We start from the raw sequence: 15,428 nt of genomic DNA, 5'->3' as shown, positions 1-15,428 counted from the left end.
CTGCTCAATCGCCGCAGGGGCTGAAAGATCGCCTCAATCGCCGGCGGGGCTTGATGAGCAAGCCCCGCCGGCGATTGAGCATGCCCGTCCGGCAGGACTTTCGGGAAGGGGCGGGGCGGGGAGAAGGACCCCCGCGCCTCAAGCGGTCGGTGTTGTGGTGAGTGGGCCGCTTGCCGTGTCCGAGGTGTCCGGCGTCGTCGGGGGCGTTGTCGTCTCCGGAGGCGTTGTCGTGGCCGGCGGCGGGCTCGATGTCGGGGGCGTCGTCGGCGGCGTCGTGGGTGGCTTCGTCGGGGTCTTGGTCGGGGGCTTGCTCGGGGACTTCGTGGGCGACTTGGTCGGCGACTTCGTCGGGTCGTCCGGGGTCTTGGAGCCGCTCGGCGAGCCGGAGGGCCCGTCGCTCGGCGCGCTCGAAGGCGTCGGGTCGTCGGCCGTGCCGAGGACTCCGTCCTTGCCGGGGTCGGTCGGCGCCGCGCTCGTCCTGCCGCCGTCACCCGCCTCGTCGGCCCCGAGGTCCCCACCGTTCTCCCCCGCCGTCGCCGACGGTTTCGTGTCGACCTTGTCCGACGGCGGGTCGTCGTTGCCCGATGTCGCGCCGAGCGTGACGACCGTGCCGAGCACCGCCGCGAGCAGCGCACCCGCGCCCGCCGCCACCATGTTGCGCCGGGCGCCGCCGGCCACCGATTTGCGCGAGGGCGCCTTGGCTCCGAGAACGGTCGGGGCGGGCGGTGCGGGCGGCACGCCGGCCGGCCGGGCCACCAGGGTGTCGGGCTCGACCGGCGCCTCGGACCGCGCGTACGCGGGGACGCCGCCGGGCGGCGAGGCCGACTCCTCGGACATCGCGTCCGGGACCTCCTCCCCCGCCGCCGTACGTCCACCGGGCAGCGCGCCGCCCGAGCGGTCGGCGACCAGGGCGAGGGCCCTGCGCCCGGCGATCGTGCCGCGCTTGTCGGCGACGGCGCCGCGCAGCGCGATGGAGGCCTCCAGCTCGACGCGGGCCCGGTCGAGCTGCCCGCCGAGGAGCGCGAGGATGCCCAACTCGTGGTGGAAGTACGCCTCTTCGCCCACCTGCCCCGTGGAGCGCGCGGCTTCGAGGCCCGCCCTGAGGGCGCGCTCCCACGCGCTCCAGACGAGCCCCGCGGCGAAGGCGGGCGCGGCCGCGCGGGCCAGCTTCACGCACGCTTCAAGGGTCGCCGTAGCGGCGAGCGCGGCCAGCACCGCGTCGGTCTCCGCCGCCACCCGCTCGGGCCCCACGGACGGGTGCGCGGCCCACCAGGCGTAGTGGTGGGCGGCGGTGCGCCCGCGTCCGGCGACGTCGGAGCCGTAGCCCGCGGCCTCCAACTGCGGGCGCACTCCGGCCGCGAGGCGGTAGCGGCCGCCGACGGGCGTGACGAGCGCGCAGGAGACGAGTTCGGCGAGGGCCGCGTCGGCGTGCGTGTCACCGACGAGCGCCGGCAGGTGCGCCTGGTGCGGGATCTCGCCGCCGAGCGCGACCGCGAACTCCAGCGTGGCGCGCGCGGACGCGCCGAGCCGGGACGCGAGCAGCGCGGCGGGCGCCGCGGCCTCGGCGAGCGCGGGCAGCGGCACGTCGTGCCCGTCGGCGGCGTCGAAGGGCGCGTCGACGGGGGCCGCGTCGGGACCCTCGTAGTATCCGAACGCGTCGAAGGCCTCGGGGTCGGTGCGGAGTTGGTCGCGCTGCCTCAGCAGGGCGCCCGCCTGGACGAACCGGAGCGGCAGGCCCTCGGACTCGAACCAGAGGTCGGCGGCCCACTGCGCCTCCTCGTCGGTGAGCACCCGGCCGACGGCCCGCTCCAGGAGTTCCTGTCCACCGCCGCGGCCGAGCCCCGCGAGGAAGACCTCCTCGACGTGCGAGTCGGCCGACGGAGCCGGCACGTCGGGCGTCGCGGACAGCAGGAAGGCGCACTCGGGCGTCGCTTCGAGGAGTTCGTCGAGCGCGGCGCCGCCGAATTCCAGGTCGTCGAGGACGACGACGGCGCCGATCTCGTGGACGAGTTCGAGCAGCAGTGCGCGGTCGGGGCGGTGCTGCGGCGCCTTGTGGACCGCGCCGAACAGCCCGTACAGCAGATCCTCGACGGAGCGCCGGTGGCCGCAGAGGCGGACGACTCCGTCGGGCGCGATGTCGGCGCAGTCCTCGGCGATCTGGTCGAGCAGCGCCGTGCGTCCGGCTCCCGCGGGCCCTGTGAGCCGTACGGAGCGGCCGCGCGCGAGGAGTCGCACCAGCCGCTCCCGCTCCTCCTGGCGCTCCAGGAGCGGCAGTTGCGGCTGTGCGGGTCCTGGCGGCAGCGGTGGCCGGGCGGCGCGGGCGAGCGCCGCACGCTCACCGGCGTCGTACCTGGTGGGCCGGCCCGGGCGCTCGCCGGGCGGGCAGGACTCGATCTCGCTGCCGTCCACGGGATTGACGGTCAGCAGGTGGTCGCCCGAGACCAGTTGCACGGTGCGGGCGAGCGCGGGTGACGCCTGGCCGTAGTCAGGTGTCAGGGGGTCGCGCGGCTGGCGTTGTCGCGCCTCGCCGTCCCCTGTCCCGTCGTGCCGTTCCTGGCTGGAATCTTCCGGTCCCCGGTTCATCGGGTCCATCGTCAATGCCCCCCAATAGCGTGGTGCGCCGCTTGCCCCTCCCGGCCTGTGCGCACCGCGCTGTCGCTCCGTTCAGTATCTACGAAACCGGGAGGTACCGCGCCGCCCGAGACGTCACAGTCTCGTGAGGATTGTCGGCGGTTCCCGCCGGAATGACTGGTTTCAGACGCGCGGCAGGGATTCGACGCCGATGCCACCTTCGATGGCCAGGATCCGGTGCAGTCTGGTGGCGACGAGCAGGCGCTGCATCTGGGGCGGCACGCGGCGCAGCACGAGCCGGCGTCCGCAGCGGCCCGCGCGGCGGTGGGCGCCCATGATGACGCCGAGGCCCGTCGCGTCCCAGGAGTCGAGTTCGGACAGGTCGAGCACCAGATCGCCGATTCCGTCATCGACGGCGGTGTGCAGGACCGTACGGGCGTCCGCCGCGCTGCGGACGTCGAGGCGGCCCCCGACGACCAGCTCGACGTGGTCGCCCCTGATGTACATATGCGCTCCCCGTGGGAAATACAGAAGTGCTCGGCGTGGTCGGAGTACGCGACTGCTTCTGAGCCGGTACTCAGCTGTTCATGTGATCCGGGTGATCTGGGTATGTCACTGCAACTGACGGGCCGTGGGGGCCGAAAGTTGCCGTCTGTAAGCGAACCGATACCGAATTCACCCCGACGGGTGACATGGCATCAGCTGCATGGTCAAGCGTGCTTGTAGAAGCCCTGCCCGCTCTTACGGCCGATGTCACCGGCGTCCACCATCCGGCGCATCAGCTCCGGTGGCGCGAACTTCTCGTCCTGCGACTCGGTGTAGATGTTCTCGGTCGCGTGCAGCAGGATGTCGACGCCCGTCAGGTCGGCGGTGGCGAGCGGCCCCATCGCGTGACCGAAGCCCAGCTTGCAGGCGACGTCGATGTCCTCGGCGGTGGCGACCCCCGACTCGTACAGCTTCGCGGCCTCGACGACGAGGGCGGAGATGAGACGGGTCGTCACGAACCCGGCGACGTCCCGGTTCACCACGATGCAGGTCTTGCCGACGGATTCGGCGAACTCCCGCGCGGTGGCGAGTGTTTCGTCGCTCGTCTTGTAGCCGCGCACGAGTTCGCACAGCTGCATCATCGGCACCGGCGAGAAGAAGTGCGCGCCGACGACGCGCTCCGGGTGTGCGGTGACCGCCGCGATCTTGGTGATCGGGATGGCCGAGGTGTTCGAGGCGAGCACCGTGTCGTCCCGCACGATCTTGTCGAGCGCGCGGAAGATCTCGTGCTTGACCTCGAGCTTCTCGAAGACGGCCTCGACGACGACGTCCGCGTCGCCCGCCGCGTCCAGGTCGGTGGTCGCGGTGATGCGGCCGAGGGCGGCCTCGGCGTCGGCGGCGTCGAGTTTCCCCTTGCCCACGAACTTCTCGTACGAGGCCTTGATGCCATCGGTGCCGCGCGCGAGCGCTTCGTCGGTGACGTCGCGCAGTACGACGTCCCAGCCCGCCTGGGCGGAGACCTGCGCGATGCCCGACCCCATGAGGCCGGCTCCGATGACGGCGAGCTTCCCTGCCACGTACGTCCCCTAACCGCGTGTCCCGCGCGACCGTTCAAACCACTGTTTACGTTGCTCTCCGGCGGACACTAGCGCCCGTGAGCGGCCGTGTGACCGCTAAGAGATGCGCGTCACGTCTCGAATGACGGACATCACACTGACACTGATCAGTGATCGATCATCCGTGCCCATCAGGCGTCACGGACGGCGTAGTTGAGCACCTTGCCGCTCAGAAGTTCCTCGATCTCGTCGAGCTCGTCGAGCATCTCGCGGGAGACTTCGGCGGGGGTGCCGCCCTCGACCATCCGGCGCCCGATGTGCGCCATGACGGTCTGGTGGACCCAGCCGATCTGACCCGCAATCAGGTCCGGCAGCGCGTCGTCCGCGTCGGCGCCGGTCTCCTCCCGCAGCGTCTCCACCAGGTTGTCGTGGACCTCCTGCTGGATGGCCCACAGGCGGGAGCGCAGGGCGGGGGCGGCGTGCACCACGCGCATGAACGCGCTGTAGCCGTCCATCAGGCCGACACGCGGCGAGACCGACTCCACCTCCTCGCGCAGCTCCCGCAACACGGCCGCGGCGGCGGACTCCCCCGGCCCGCGCCCACGCACCCAGCGGGACATCCGGTCGACGACCCCGGCGGACCGGTCGAGGAACAGGTCCTCCTTCGCCGGGAAGTAGTTGTAGACGGTGTTCACGGAGACGTTCGCGGCGTCCGCGATCTCCGCGACGGTCACCGCGTCGAAGCCGCGCTCCAGGAACAGCCCGGTCGCCACGTCCGAGATGTACTGCCTGGTCTGCCGCTTCTTCCGCTCCCTGAGCCCTTCTGTCATGGGCCGATTCTACGGGTTTGCTGGCCTCGCTGAAATTTTGGGGGCGTTGCAAAATTTCATCGACTCTGTTTTTCTTGGCCGCATGGCAGTCATCAGCACGTCCGGGCTCGCCCGGACCTTCACCACCAAACGCGGCCCCGTCGAGGCCGTCCGCGGCATCGACCTGCGCGTCGAACCCGGCGAGATCCTCGGCTTCCTCGGCCCGAACGGCGCCGGCAAGACCACCACCCTGCGGATGCTCACGACGCTGCTCGCGCCGACCGGTGGCGCGGCCACCGTCGCGGGGTGCGACCTGGCGGGCGATCCGGCGGGGGTGCGACGCGCGGTCGGGTACGTCGCCCAGTCCGGGGGTGTCGATCCGAACGTCTCCGTACGCGAGGAGCTGGTCACGCAGGGCCGCCTGTACCGCCTGACGAAGCCTCAAGCAGCCGCGCGGGCCGAGGAGTTGGCGGCGGATCTCGGCCTCACCGACCTCATGGAGCGCAAGACCGCCGCGCTCTCCGGCGGTCAGCGGCGCCGCCTTGACATCGCGATGGGGCTCGCGCACCGGCCGACGGTGCTCTTCCTCGACGAGCCGACGACAGGGCTCGACCCCGGCAGCCGCGCCGACCTGTGGGACCTGGTGCGGCGGCTGCGCGACACGTACGGCACGACGGTGTTCCTGACCACGCACTACCTCGACGAGGCGGATGCGCTCGCGGACCGGATCGTCGTGGTGGACAAGGGAGTTGTGGCGGCCGACGGCACGCCGAGCGCGCTGAAGCTGGCGCACGGCGGATCGATCGACGCCTCCCTCCAGGACACCTTCCTGGCCATCACCGGGCGCGGCCCCTCGCCCGTGGACACGACCCCCGTGGCGGTGTGAGCGCGATGAAGACCCTGCTGTCCGACACCGCCCTGATCTTCGGGCGGTACGCCCGCCAGACCCTCTCCTCCCGGTTCCAGATGCTGTTCGGCATCCTGATGCCGCTGCTGTACCTGGTGTTCTTCGGGCCGCTGCTCACGGAACTGCCGATCGGTTCCCACGGCAGTTCCTGGCAGATCCTGGTGCCGGGGCTGCTGCTCCAACTCGGCCTGTTCGGAGCCGCGTTCTGCGGTTTCGGCATCATCGTCGAGAAGAGCTACGGGGTGGTGGAGCGGATGCGCGTGACGCCCGTCAGCCGGGTCGCGCTGCTGCTCGGGCGCGTCCTGCGGGACACCGCGCTGTTCCTCTTCCAGGCGGTGCTGCTCGTGCTCGCCGCGCTGGCCATGGGCCTGCGCGCGCCGCTCGCGGGCATCCTGATCGGCTTCGCCTTCGTGGCGCTCCTTACGGTCTCGCTGGCCTCCCTGTCGTACGCGCTCGCCTTCAAGGCGCGTACGCCGCAGGAGTTCGGGCCCGTCATCAACGCGGTCACCATGCCGTCGATGCTGCTGTCGGGCCTGATGCTGCCGATGGCGCTCGCGCCGGGGTGGCTGGACGTGCTCTCGCACATCATGCCGATCCGCTACCTGGTGGACGCGGTGCGGGACGCGTACGTCGGCCAGTACGCGACGGCGAACATGCTCTACGGGGTGCTGGTCGCGCTCGTCTTCGCGGGGCTCGCCGTGACGGTGGGCACACGCGGCTTCCGCCGGGCCTCGGCGTAACTACGCTGGTCGCATGGTCAATCTGACGCGCATCTACACCCGTACCGGAGACAAGGGCAGCACCGCCCTCGGCGACATGAGCCGCACCGCCAAGACCGATCTGCGGATCTCGGCGTACGCGGACGCCAACGAGGCGAACGCCGTGATCGGCACGGCCGTCGCGCTCGGCGGCCTTGAAGAGGAGGTCGTGAAGGTGCTCGTGCGCGTTCAGAACGACCTCTTCGACGTCGGGGCCGATCTCTCCACCCCGGTCGTCGCCGAGCCCGAGTTCCCGCCGCTGCGCGTCGAGCAGTTCTACATCGACAAGCTGGAGGCGGACTGCGACCACTTCAACGAGCAACTGGAGAAGCTCCGCTCCTTCATCCTGCCGGGCGGCACCGCGGGCGCCGCGCTCCTGCACCAGGCGTGCACGGTCGTACGGCGCGCGGAGCGGTCGACGTGGGCCGCGATGGAGGTCCACGGCGAGACGATGAACCCGCTCACGGCGACCTACCTCAACCGCCTCTCCGACCTGCTGTTCATCTTGGCGCGGATCGCGAACAAGGAGGTCGGGGACGTGCTGTGGGTGCCGGGCGGCGAGCGTTGAGGCCGTAGGGCTCTAGCCCTTGTTCGTCGTCACCGCCGGGGCCTTCTTCGGGAAGACCGTGTAGCTCAGCGCGATGATCACGTTGAGCGCGATCAGGAAGAGCATGCGTTCCTGCCACTGACCGAGCGAATCGGTGGCCCCGTCGGTGCCCACGTACCAGATCGCGGCCTGCAAGAGGCCCATCGCGATGGCCGCGGCGAGGATCCAGCGGACCGCCAGCTTCCACTCGTGGATCGCGCGCGGCACCCCGTACTTGGGCGTCGACGGAGGCGGGCCGCCCGCGAAGCGGTGGGCGACGCGGACGTCGGCCCACTGGATCGTGTAGTGGCCGAGGGCGACGGAGTAGCCGATGTAGACCGCGGCGAGGCCGTGCTTCCAGTCCGGTTCGGCGCCGTTCTTGAGGTCGATGGCCGTGACGACGAGCAGCACGACCTCCAGGAGCGGCTCGCACAGCAGCACCGCGACGCTCGCGCGCGGCATCTTCGCCCAGTAGCGCAGGGCGAGTCCTGCGGCGAGGAGCACCCAGAAGGCGACCTCGCAGATGACGATCAGCGTGACGATCACGGTGGGCTCCTCTCGTTTCCCCTTCCCCGCTTCAAGCCTCCCTGCCGGGCGGCGCGTGATCGTCGTCGTACATGACGAAGTGGGACTGCATCCTTCGATGTAGTGCCGCGAGGGCGTGGCTCGTCCCGCCGCACCATGGCAGGACCGCTCCGGCCGTGTTGGATGGAGGCATGCAAGCCGCCGCTCCGCTCCGTCCGCACCGCGACGACGTGCGCATCGCCGTCGGCGGACTGCTCGGCGGGCTCGCGCTGTGGGGCATCGGCCTTCCGATGAACGGGGGCCGGCCCCTCGGCGAGACGTGGGCGCTCGTCCCCCTCGTCGTCATGGCGGCCCTGGAACCGCTGCGCCGCACCCGGCCTCGCCTCGCGGTGATCGTCGGCACGGTCGCCGTGATCGCCGACCAGTTCACCGACGGCAATCTGGCCACGGTGCTGATGTTCACCGACCTGATGTACGCGGGCGCGCTGTACGGCACGCCGGCCGCCGCGCGCCGCCTCCCGGTGGTCACCGGCCTGCTCACGGTCGCCGTCACGCTGAGTTTCGTGGCGTGGTGGCGGCGGCCCGAGGCGGTCCTGATCGGCGTCGTGACCGGGCTCGTGTCGTTCGCACCCGCGGCCACCGGCATGCTGGTCCGCGGCCACCGCGAGGCCGCGCAGGCGGAGCGGCTGCGGGCCGAACAGACCGCGCTGCTCGCCGAGCTCGACCGGACGCAGGCGGTGACCGCGGAGCGTGCCCGGATGGCCCGCGAGCTGCACGACATGGTGGCGAACCACCTCTCGGCGATCGCGATCCACTCCACGGCCGCGCTCTCCCTCGACGACGAGGACACCACGCGTACGGCGCTCAAGACGATCCGCGAGAACAGCGTCGACGGCCTCGCCGAGATGCGCCGCCTCATCGGCATCCTGCGGGACGCGGGCGAAGACGCCGAGCCGGTCGCCGCGCCCACCCTGGCGGGCCTCGGCGCCCTCGTCGAGCAGGCCCGCACGAACGGCCTCGACGCCCGGCTGACCGTGTCCGGCGCCGTCACCGGACTGCCCGCGCCGGTCGAACTCGCCGCCTACCGCATCGTCCAGGAATCCCTCACGAACGCGCTCAAGCACGCGGCGCCCGGCCCGGTCACGGTGGCCGTCGACCGCTCCGACACGCGCGTCGAGGTGCGGGTCGACTCCCCGTATGGGGACCGGGACGGGCCGCGCGCGCCGGGCTCCGGAGCCGGGCTCGTCGGGATGCGGGAGCGGGCGGCGCTGCTCGGCGGCACGTTCGACGCGGGACCCGACGGCGACGCGGGTGAGTGGCGAGTGCTCGCCGCCCTGCCGCTGCACACCGAAGGAGGAGACCCCGCGTGACCCCCGTGACGCCCGTGATCCGCGTGCTCGTCGCCGAGGACCAGTCCGCCGTACGGGCCGGGCTCGTGCTCATCCTGAACAGCGCGCCCGACATCGAGGTCGTCGGCGAGGCCGAGGACGGCGAGCGGGCGGTGGAACTCGCCCGCGAACTGCGGCCCGACCTGGTCCTGATGGACGTACAGATGCCGCGGCTCGACGGCGTTTCGGCCACCCGCGCGGTGGTCGCCGAGGGGCTGGCGGACGTGCTCGTGCTGACCACCTTCGACCTCGACGCGTACGTCTTCGGGGCGCTGCGCGCGGGCGCGTCCGGGTTTCTGCTCAAGAACACGGACGCGAAGGACCTGCTCGAGGGCGTGCGGACGGTGGCGCGCGGCGAGGGGATGATCGCGGCGGCCGTCACGCGCCGGCTCATCGCCGAGTTCGCCGCGGGGCCCGGCCGCACCACCGCTCCCCCGGAGCTGGAGACCCTGACGCGGCGGGAGCGCGAGGTGCTCGACTGCCTGGGCGAGGGGCGGTCCAACGCGGAGATCGCGGTGCGGCTCGACATGGCCGAGGCCACGGTGAAGACCCATGTGAGCCGCCTGCTGGGCAAGTTGAACCTCCGCAGCAGGGTGCAGGCGGCCGTGCTGGCACAGGAAGTTGGCCGAAAGCCGTGATTGGTTTAGACCTTGACCGATGGTCCAGACCTTTCTATTCTCGCGGCACTGCGGTGAGCACACCCCCCACTCCGGTGCTCATGGGCGTCGCAGGGTTCCACCCCCTAACGAACCCCGGACCACCCGAGGAGCACCGATGCGCTCAACCCATGTCCCCAGACAGCGACTTCGGCACAGATCCACCGCCGTCCTCGCCGCTCTCGTCCTCCCCGCCGCCGCCCTCGTCGGCCTGGCCACCCCGTCCCACGCCGCCGCCGCGGCCACCGCCGTCACCGCCACGTACGCCAAGACCCAGGACTGGGGCAGCGGCTTCGAGGGCAAGTGGACCATCAAGAACTCCGGTACCACGAGCGTGAGTTCATGGGCCGTCGAGTGGGACTTCCCCTCCGGTACGAAGGTCACCTCCGCCTGGGACGCGACCGTCACCAACTCGGCCGACCACTGGACCGCCAAGAACCTCTCCTGGAACGGCTCCCTCGCGCCCGGCGCCTCCGTCTCCTTCGGGTTCAACGGCTCCGGCTCCGGCGCCCCCACGGGCTGCAAGCTCAACGGTGCCTCCTGCGACGGCGGCGACGTGCCGGACGACAAGGCACCCACCGCGCCCGGCACCCCGACCGCCTCCGGCGTCACCGACACCTCGGCGAAACTGACCTGGTCGGCCGCCACCGACGACAAGGGCGTCAAGAACTACGACGTCCTGCGCGACGGCTCCAAGGTCGCGACGGTGACCGGCACTTCGTACACCGACACGGGGCTCAAGGCCGGCACCGACTACTCGTACACGGTGCAGGCCCGCGACACCGCCGACCAGACGGGCCCGGTCTCCGGCTCCGTGAAGGTGCACACCACGGGCGGCGGCACGGACCCCGACCCGGGCACCGGCGGCAAGGTGAAGCTCGGCTACTTCACCGACTGGGGCGTATACGGCCGCCAGTACTACCCGAAGAACCTGGAGACCTCCGGCTCGGCCGCGAAGGTCACGCACATCAACTACGCCTTCGGCAACGTCCAGGGCGGCAAGTGCACCATGGGCGACTCCTACGCCGACACCGACATGGCGTACACGGCCGCCAACTCCGTCTCCGGGCAGGCCGACACCTGGGACCAGCCGCTGCGCGGCGCCTTCAACCAGCTGCGCCAGCTGAAGGCCAAGCACCCGAACCTCAAGGTGATCTGGTCCTTCGGCGGCTGGACCTGGTCCGGTGGCTTCGGTGACGCCGCGAAGGACCCGGCCGCGTTCGCCGACTCCTGCTACAAGCTGGTCGAGGACCCGCGCTGGGCCGATGTCTTCGACGGCATCGACATCGACTGGGAGTACCCGAACGCGTGCGGCCTGAGCTGTGACACGTCCGGGCAGGACGCGCTGAAGAAGCTGTCGACGGCGCTGCGTTCGAAGTTCGGTTCGCAGAACCTGGTCACGGCGGCGATCACGGCCGACGCGTCCTCCGGCGGCAAGATCGAGAAGAACGACTACGCGGGCGCGGCCCAGTCCCTCGACTGGTACAACGTCATGACGTACGACTTCTTCGGCGCGTGGGACGCCAAGGGGCCGACGGCCCCGCACTCCCCGCTCACGTCGTACTCCGGGATCCCGCAGCAGGGGTTCAACTCCGCCGAGGCGATGGCCAAGTTGAGGGCGCAGGGGGTGCCGGCGGCGAAGCTGCTGCTCGGGATCGGGTTCTACGGGCGTGGCTGGACGGGTGTCACGCAGAAGGAGCCGGGGGGCACCGCGACGGGGCCCGCCGCCGGGACGTACGAGCAGGGCATCGAGGACTACAAGGTCCTCAAGACGAAGTGCCCCTCGAACGGCACGGTGGCCGGGACGGCCTACGCCCACTGTGGCTCGGACTGGTGGTCCTACGACACGCCGGCGACGATCGGGTCGAAGATGAGCTGGGCCAAATCCCAGGGCCTGGGCGGCGCGTTCTTCTGGGAATTCTCAGGCGACACGTCCAACGGTGAACTGGTCACAGCCATCGACTCCGGCCTGAAGTAACCCCCTGACGGAAGCCGGGCCCACGGGAACGCCCCCCCCGTCGGCCCGGCTTCTCCATGCATCTCCCCGCCCCGCCCCTTCCCGAAAGCCCTCAAACGCCGGGCGGGCTCAAAAGACTGCCCTCAAACGCCGGGCGGGCTGGGTATTTTCCGGGCTCCATTTTGGAGCCTGTCCGGCGATTGAGGACATCTTTGGAGCCCCGCCGGCGTTTGAGGCGCCGGGTCCGGGGCGGAGCCCCCGGGGGGTTACGCCACGTTGACGCGTTGGCCGGGAGGGGCTGCCTCAAGCCATGCGAGGAAACCGGTGAGCGCGTCCTCGCTCATGGCCAGTTCCAGGCGCGTCCCGCGGTGCGTACACGCAAGGACGATCGCGTCGGAAAGGAGCGCGAGCTCCTCCTCGCCGTCCGGAGCGCGACGCCCGGTGACCTCGATCGCCGCCCGCTCCAGCACCCGCTTCGGACGAGGCGCATACGAGAAGACCCGGAACCACTCGATCCGGTCCCCGTTGTAGCGGGCGATCCCGTAGCCCCACCCTTTACCGGAGACATCCACCGCACCGGGCGCCGGCGCATCCCACCGCAACGAGCAGTCGAACGTACCGCCGGACCGCTGGATGAGCCGCCGCCGCACTCCGAAGGCGACAAGCCCCACCACCACGAGTACGACGATCGCGACTACGCACAGCACGAGAACGAGGACCATCTGCACCGACCTCCTCGCTTCTCGACCGATAACGAAACAGCAAAACAGTTGTAGATCGCTTCAGCCGCGACCTGGTCCGGAGATTATCTCCGGCCCGGGCCGCGGCTGAGGTACATCATGTGGCTCGCTGGATTCAGCGCGCCGCCACCGTACGGAGTCGCACGTCGGCGCGACGCTCGGCGGACGCGTCGGCGTCCGACTTCGCGCGCTCCAGCGCCCGCTCCGCCCGCTGGGCGTCGATCTCGTCCGAAAGCTCGGCGATCTCGGCCAGCAGAGACAGCTTGTTGTCGGCGAACGAGACGAAACCGCCGTGGACAGCCGCCACGATCGTCCCCCCGTCCGTCGTACGGATCGTCACGGGGCCCGACTCCAGCACACCGAGCAGCGGCTGGTGACCGGGCATGACGCCGATGTCGCCGGACGTGGTACGCGCGACGACCAGGGTGGCCTCGCCGGACCAGACACTACGGTCCGCGGCGACGAGCTCGACATGCAGCTCAGCAGCCAAGGTGGGCTCCTCGGGTCACCACCCGGCGGCATCCGCTGCCGGGTGTCGGTTCAAAGTCTAGTGGGCGGGGAGGGAGGGCCGGGACATACCCCCGGCCCTCCCTCCCCCAGAGCTGCACAGCTCAGGAGACGCCGAGCTCCTTGGCGTTGGCCTTGAGGTCCTCAATGCCACCGCACAGGAAGAACGCCTGCTCCGGGAAGTGGTCGTAATCGCCGTCGATGATCGCGTTGAAGGCCACGATCGTCTCGTCCAGCGGCACGTCCGACCCGTCGACGCCGGTGAACTGCTTGGCGACGTGGGTGTTCTGCGACAGGAAGCGCTCCACGCGACGGGCGCGGTGGACAGTGAGCTTGTCCTCCTCGCCGAGCTCGTCGATACCGAGGATCGCGATGATGTCCTGAAGGTCCTTGTACTTCTGGAGGACCGTCTTGACGCGCATGGCCGTGTTGTAGTGGTCCGCCGCGATGTAGCGGGGGTCCAGGATGCGGGACGTCGAGTCCAGCGGGTCCACGGCCGGGTAGATGCCCTTCTCGGAGATCGGACGGGAAAGCACCGTCGTCGCGTCGAGGTGGGCGAAGGTCGTCGCCGGGGCCGGGTCGGTCAGGTCGTCCGCGGGCACGTAAATGGCCTGCATGGACGTGATCGAGTGACCACGGGTCGACGTGATGCGCTCCTGGAGGAGACCCATCTCGTCGGCCAGGGTCGGCTGGTAACCCACGGCCGAGGGCATGCGACCCAGCAGGGTCGAGACCTCGGAACCGGCCTGCGTGAAGCGGAAGATGTTGTCGATGAAGAAGAGAACATCCTGCTTCTGGACGTCGCGGAAGTACTCCGCCATCGTCAGGCCCGCGAGGGCCACGCGCAGACGGGTGCCCGGCGGCTCGTCCATCTGACCGAAGACCAACGCGGTCTTGTCGATGACGCCGGACTCCGCCATCTCCGCGATGAGGTCGTTGCCCTCACGCGTGCGCTCACCGACACCGGCGAACACGGAGACACCGTCGTGGTTGTTGGCGACGCGGTAGATCATCTCCTGGATGAGCACCGTCTTGCCGACGCCGGCACCGCCGAAGAGGCCGATCTTTCCACCCTTGACGTACGGGGTGAGAAGGTCGACGACCTTGATGCCGGTCTCGAACATCTCGGTCTTCGACTCGAGCTCGTCGAAGTTGGGCGCCTTGCGGTGGATGCCCCAGCGCTCGCCGGTGTACTCCTCGTCGACGTTCAGGACCTCGCCGAGGGTGTTGAACACCTTGCCCTTGGTGAAGTCGCCGACCGGCACCGAGATGGAGGCACCGGTGTCGACGACGGAGGCCTGGCGGACCAGGCCGTCGGTGGGCTGCATGGAGATCGCGCGGACCACGCCGTCACCGAGGTGCTGAGCGACCTCGAGCGTCAGGGTCTTCTTCGCGCCGTCCTGCGCCGGGTCGTTGACCTCGACGTGCAGGGCGTTGTAGATGTCCGGCATCGCGTCGACGGGGAACTCCACGTCGACGACCGGGCCGATGACCCGGGCGACGCGGCCCGTGGCCGTCGCGGTCTCAACAGTGGTCGTCATTACTTGTCACTCCCCGCGTTCGCGTCGGCGAGGGCACTGGAGCCACCGACGATCTCGCTGATTTCCTGGGTGATTTCGGCCTGGCGGGCCGCGTTGGCAAGGCGGGAGAGGTTGTTGATCAGGTCTCCCGCGTTGTCGGTCGCCGACTTCATCGCGCGGCGGGTGGCGGCGTGCTTGGAAGCAGCCGACTGGAGCAGCGCGTTGTAGATCCGGCTCTCGACGTAGCGCGGCAGCAGGGCGTCGAGGACGTCCTCCGCCGACGGCTCGAAGTCGTACAGCGGAAGGATCTCGTCGCCCTTGCCGGACGCCTTCGACTCCTCCGCCACCTCTTCGAGGCTGAGCGGCAGCAGCCGGCCGTCGATGGCCGTCTGCGTCATCATCGAGACGAACTCGGTGTAGACGATGTGGAGTTCGTCCACGCCGCCCTCCGCCGTCTCCTTCTCGATCGCCTCGATCAGCGGCGCCGCGACCTTCTTGGCGTCCGCGTACGTCGGCTCATCGGTGAAGCCCGCCCACGACTCCACGACCTTGCGCTCGCGGAAGTTGTAGTGGGCCAGACCGCGGCGGCCGACGATGTACGTGTCGACCTCCTTGCCGTCGGCCTCGAGCTTCTCGGTGAGCAGCTCGGCGGCCTTGATGGCGTTCGAGTTGAAGGCGCCGGCCAGACCGCGGTCGCTGGTGAGCAGCAGTACCGCGGTACGGGTCGCCGACTCCACCTCGGTCGTCAGCGGGTGCTTTGTGTTCGACCCGGTCCCCACCGCCGTGACCGCACGCGTCAGTTCGGACGCGTACGGCGTGGAGGCCGCCACCTTGCGCTGTGCCTTGACGACACGCGAGGCGGCGATCATCTCCATCGCCTTGGTGATCTTCTTGGTCGCGGTGACGGATCGGATGCGACGCTTGTAGACCCGGAGCTGGGCTCCCATGAGTCAGGTCCCTTCC

Annotated in this window: 15 protein-coding genes; 6 read left to right on the top strand and 9 right to left on the bottom strand. The window is 70.3% G+C overall.

Annotated features, from left to right (window positions below; all coding sequences use genetic code 11):
- Positions 1-138: 138 nt before the first annotated feature.
- The 4 genes from ACWD2L_RS22500 to ACWD2L_RS22485 all read right to left on the bottom strand — a co-directional run bounded on the left by ACWD2L_RS22500 (position 139) and on the right by ACWD2L_RS22485 (position 4,942).
- A complete protein-coding gene (locus tag ACWD2L_RS22500) occupies positions 139-2,592 on the bottom strand; it encodes an ATP-binding protein (RefSeq protein ID WP_351344598.1) in 2,454 nt (817 codons plus the stop codon).
- Positions 2,593-2,754: 162 nt separating this feature from the next.
- The gene (locus ACWD2L_RS22495; RefSeq protein ID WP_326016603.1) at positions 2,755-3,078 is read right to left on the bottom strand and encodes an STAS domain-containing protein; all 324 of its coding nucleotides are present in this window, start codon (positions 3,076-3,078) and stop codon (positions 2,755-2,757) included.
- A gap of 203 nt (positions 3,079-3,281) precedes the next feature.
- Positions 3,282-4,133 (bottom strand): 3-hydroxyacyl-CoA dehydrogenase family protein, encoded by an 852-nt coding sequence (locus tag ACWD2L_RS22490; RefSeq protein WP_351344594.1) that lies wholly within the window; start codon positions 4,131-4,133, stop codon positions 3,282-3,284.
- Between the two features lie 170 nt (positions 4,134-4,303).
- A complete protein-coding gene (locus tag ACWD2L_RS22485; RefSeq protein WP_351344591.1) occupies positions 4,304-4,942 on the bottom strand; it encodes a TetR/AcrR family transcriptional regulator in 639 nt (212 codons plus the stop codon).
- An 82-nt stretch (positions 4,943-5,024) separates the two neighbouring features.
- On the opposite strand from ACWD2L_RS22485, the gene ACWD2L_RS22480 reads away from it, so the two are divergent.
- Genes ACWD2L_RS22480 through ACWD2L_RS22470 form a run of 3 tightly spaced genes read left to right on the top strand, consistent with a single transcriptional unit; the run spans position 5,025 to position 7,154 of the window.
- On the top strand, positions 5,025-5,807 hold the full coding sequence (locus ACWD2L_RS22480; protein ID WP_351344588.1) for an ABC transporter ATP-binding protein: 783 nt from the start codon (positions 5,025-5,027) through the stop codon (positions 5,805-5,807).
- A 5-nt stretch (positions 5,808-5,812) separates the two neighbouring features.
- The gene (locus ACWD2L_RS22475; RefSeq protein WP_351344604.1) at positions 5,813-6,568 is read left to right on the top strand and encodes an ABC transporter permease; all 756 of its coding nucleotides are present in this window, start codon (positions 5,813-5,815) and stop codon (positions 6,566-6,568) included.
- A 13-nt stretch (positions 6,569-6,581) separates the two neighbouring features.
- The gene (locus ACWD2L_RS22470) at positions 6,582-7,154 is read left to right on the top strand and encodes a cob(I)yrinic acid a,c-diamide adenosyltransferase (RefSeq protein WP_351344585.1); all 573 of its coding nucleotides are present in this window, start codon (positions 6,582-6,584) and stop codon (positions 7,152-7,154) included.
- A 12-nt stretch (positions 7,155-7,166) separates the two neighbouring features.
- On the opposite strand, the gene ACWD2L_RS22465 is transcribed toward ACWD2L_RS22470, so the two are convergent.
- A complete protein-coding gene (locus ACWD2L_RS22465; protein WP_351344582.1) occupies positions 7,167-7,718 on the bottom strand; it encodes a hypothetical protein in 552 nt (183 codons plus the stop codon).
- A gap of 170 nt (positions 7,719-7,888) precedes the next feature.
- Here ACWD2L_RS22465 and ACWD2L_RS22460 point away from each other — a divergent pair, with 170 nt between their 5' ends.
- The 3 genes from ACWD2L_RS22460 (at position 7,889) to ACWD2L_RS22450 (ending at position 11,719) form a co-directional block, all read left to right on the top strand.
- On the top strand, positions 7,889-9,067 hold the full coding sequence (locus tag ACWD2L_RS22460) for a sensor histidine kinase (protein ID WP_351344579.1): 1,179 nt from the start codon (positions 7,889-7,891) through the stop codon (positions 9,065-9,067).
- Positions 9,068-9,081: 14 nt separating this feature from the next.
- Positions 9,082-9,723 (top strand): response regulator transcription factor, encoded by a 642-nt coding sequence (locus tag ACWD2L_RS22455; protein ID WP_351344601.1) that lies wholly within the window; start codon positions 9,082-9,084, stop codon positions 9,721-9,723.
- A gap of 136 nt (positions 9,724-9,859) precedes the next feature.
- Positions 9,860-11,719: a glycoside hydrolase family 18 chitinase gene (locus ACWD2L_RS22450; RefSeq protein ID WP_351344576.1), complete on the top strand. Its 1,860-nt coding sequence runs from the start codon at positions 9,860-9,862 to the stop codon at positions 11,717-11,719.
- A gap of 245 nt (positions 11,720-11,964) precedes the next feature.
- Here ACWD2L_RS22450 and ACWD2L_RS22445 read toward each other — a convergent pair whose 3' ends face one another.
- From ACWD2L_RS22445 to ACWD2L_RS22430, 4 genes are all read right to left on the bottom strand, one after another.
- Positions 11,965-12,420, bottom strand: coding sequence for a DUF2550 domain-containing protein (locus tag ACWD2L_RS22445; protein ID WP_351344573.1), 456 nt, complete (start codon positions 12,418-12,420; stop codon positions 11,965-11,967).
- A 133-nt stretch (positions 12,421-12,553) separates the two neighbouring features.
- Positions 12,554-12,928, bottom strand: a complete 375-nt coding sequence (locus ACWD2L_RS22440; RefSeq protein ID WP_351344571.1) for a F0F1 ATP synthase subunit epsilon — start codon at positions 12,926-12,928, stop codon at positions 12,554-12,556.
- Positions 12,929-13,049: 121 nt separating this feature from the next.
- Positions 13,050-14,486 carry a F0F1 ATP synthase subunit beta gene (gene atpD / locus ACWD2L_RS22435; RefSeq protein ID WP_351343919.1) on the bottom strand — a complete coding sequence of 479 codons (1,437 nt, stop codon included), beginning with the start codon at positions 14,484-14,486 and terminating at the stop codon, positions 13,050-13,052.
- Positions 14,486-15,412, bottom strand: coding sequence for a F0F1 ATP synthase subunit gamma (locus ACWD2L_RS22430; protein WP_351343922.1), 927 nt, complete (start codon positions 15,410-15,412; stop codon positions 14,486-14,488). The genes atpD and ACWD2L_RS22430 overlap by 1 nt, the downstream gene beginning before the upstream one ends.
- Positions 15,413-15,428 lie beyond the last annotated feature (16 nt).

This window comes from Streptomyces sp. NPDC002754 (assembly GCF_053592315.1).
This window is presented reverse-complemented; position numbering and strand designations above follow the sequence as displayed.

What these genes read in the sequence shown, in the direction of transcription:
- ACWD2L_RS22500 (WP_351344598.1), bottom strand. Translation starts at nt 2,592, where the DNA reads ATGGACCCGATGAACCGGGGACCGGAAGATTCCAGCCAGGAACGGCAC.
- ACWD2L_RS22495 (WP_326016603.1), bottom strand. Translation starts at nt 3,078, where the DNA reads ATGTACATCAGGGGCGACCACGTCGAGCTGGTCGTCGGGGGCCGCCTC.
- ACWD2L_RS22485 (WP_351344591.1), bottom strand. Translation starts at nt 4,942, where the DNA reads ATGACAGAAGGGCTCAGGGAGCGGAAGAAGCGGCAGACCAGGCAGTAC.
- ACWD2L_RS22480 (WP_351344588.1), top strand. Translation starts at nt 5,025, where the DNA reads ATGGCAGTCATCAGCACGTCCGGGCTCGCCCGGACCTTCACCACCAAA.
- ACWD2L_RS22475 (WP_351344604.1), top strand. Translation starts at nt 5,813, where the DNA reads ATGAAGACCCTGCTGTCCGACACCGCCCTGATCTTCGGGCGGTACGCC.
- ACWD2L_RS22470 (WP_351344585.1), top strand. Translation starts at nt 6,582, where the DNA reads ATGGTCAATCTGACGCGCATCTACACCCGTACCGGAGACAAGGGCAGC.
- ACWD2L_RS22460 (WP_351344579.1), top strand. Translation starts at nt 7,889, where the DNA reads ATGCAAGCCGCCGCTCCGCTCCGTCCGCACCGCGACGACGTGCGCATC.
- ACWD2L_RS22450 (WP_351344576.1), top strand. Translation starts at nt 9,860, where the DNA reads ATGCGCTCAACCCATGTCCCCAGACAGCGACTTCGGCACAGATCCACC.
- ACWD2L_RS22445 (WP_351344573.1), bottom strand. Translation starts at nt 12,420, where the DNA reads ATGGTCCTCGTTCTCGTGCTGTGCGTAGTCGCGATCGTCGTACTCGTG.
- atpD (WP_351343919.1), bottom strand. Translation starts at nt 14,486, where the DNA reads ATGACGACCACTGTTGAGACCGCGACGGCCACGGGCCGCGTCGCCCGG.
- ACWD2L_RS22430 (WP_351343922.1), bottom strand. Translation starts at nt 15,412, where the DNA reads ATGGGAGCCCAGCTCCGGGTCTACAAGCGTCGCATCCGATCCGTCACC.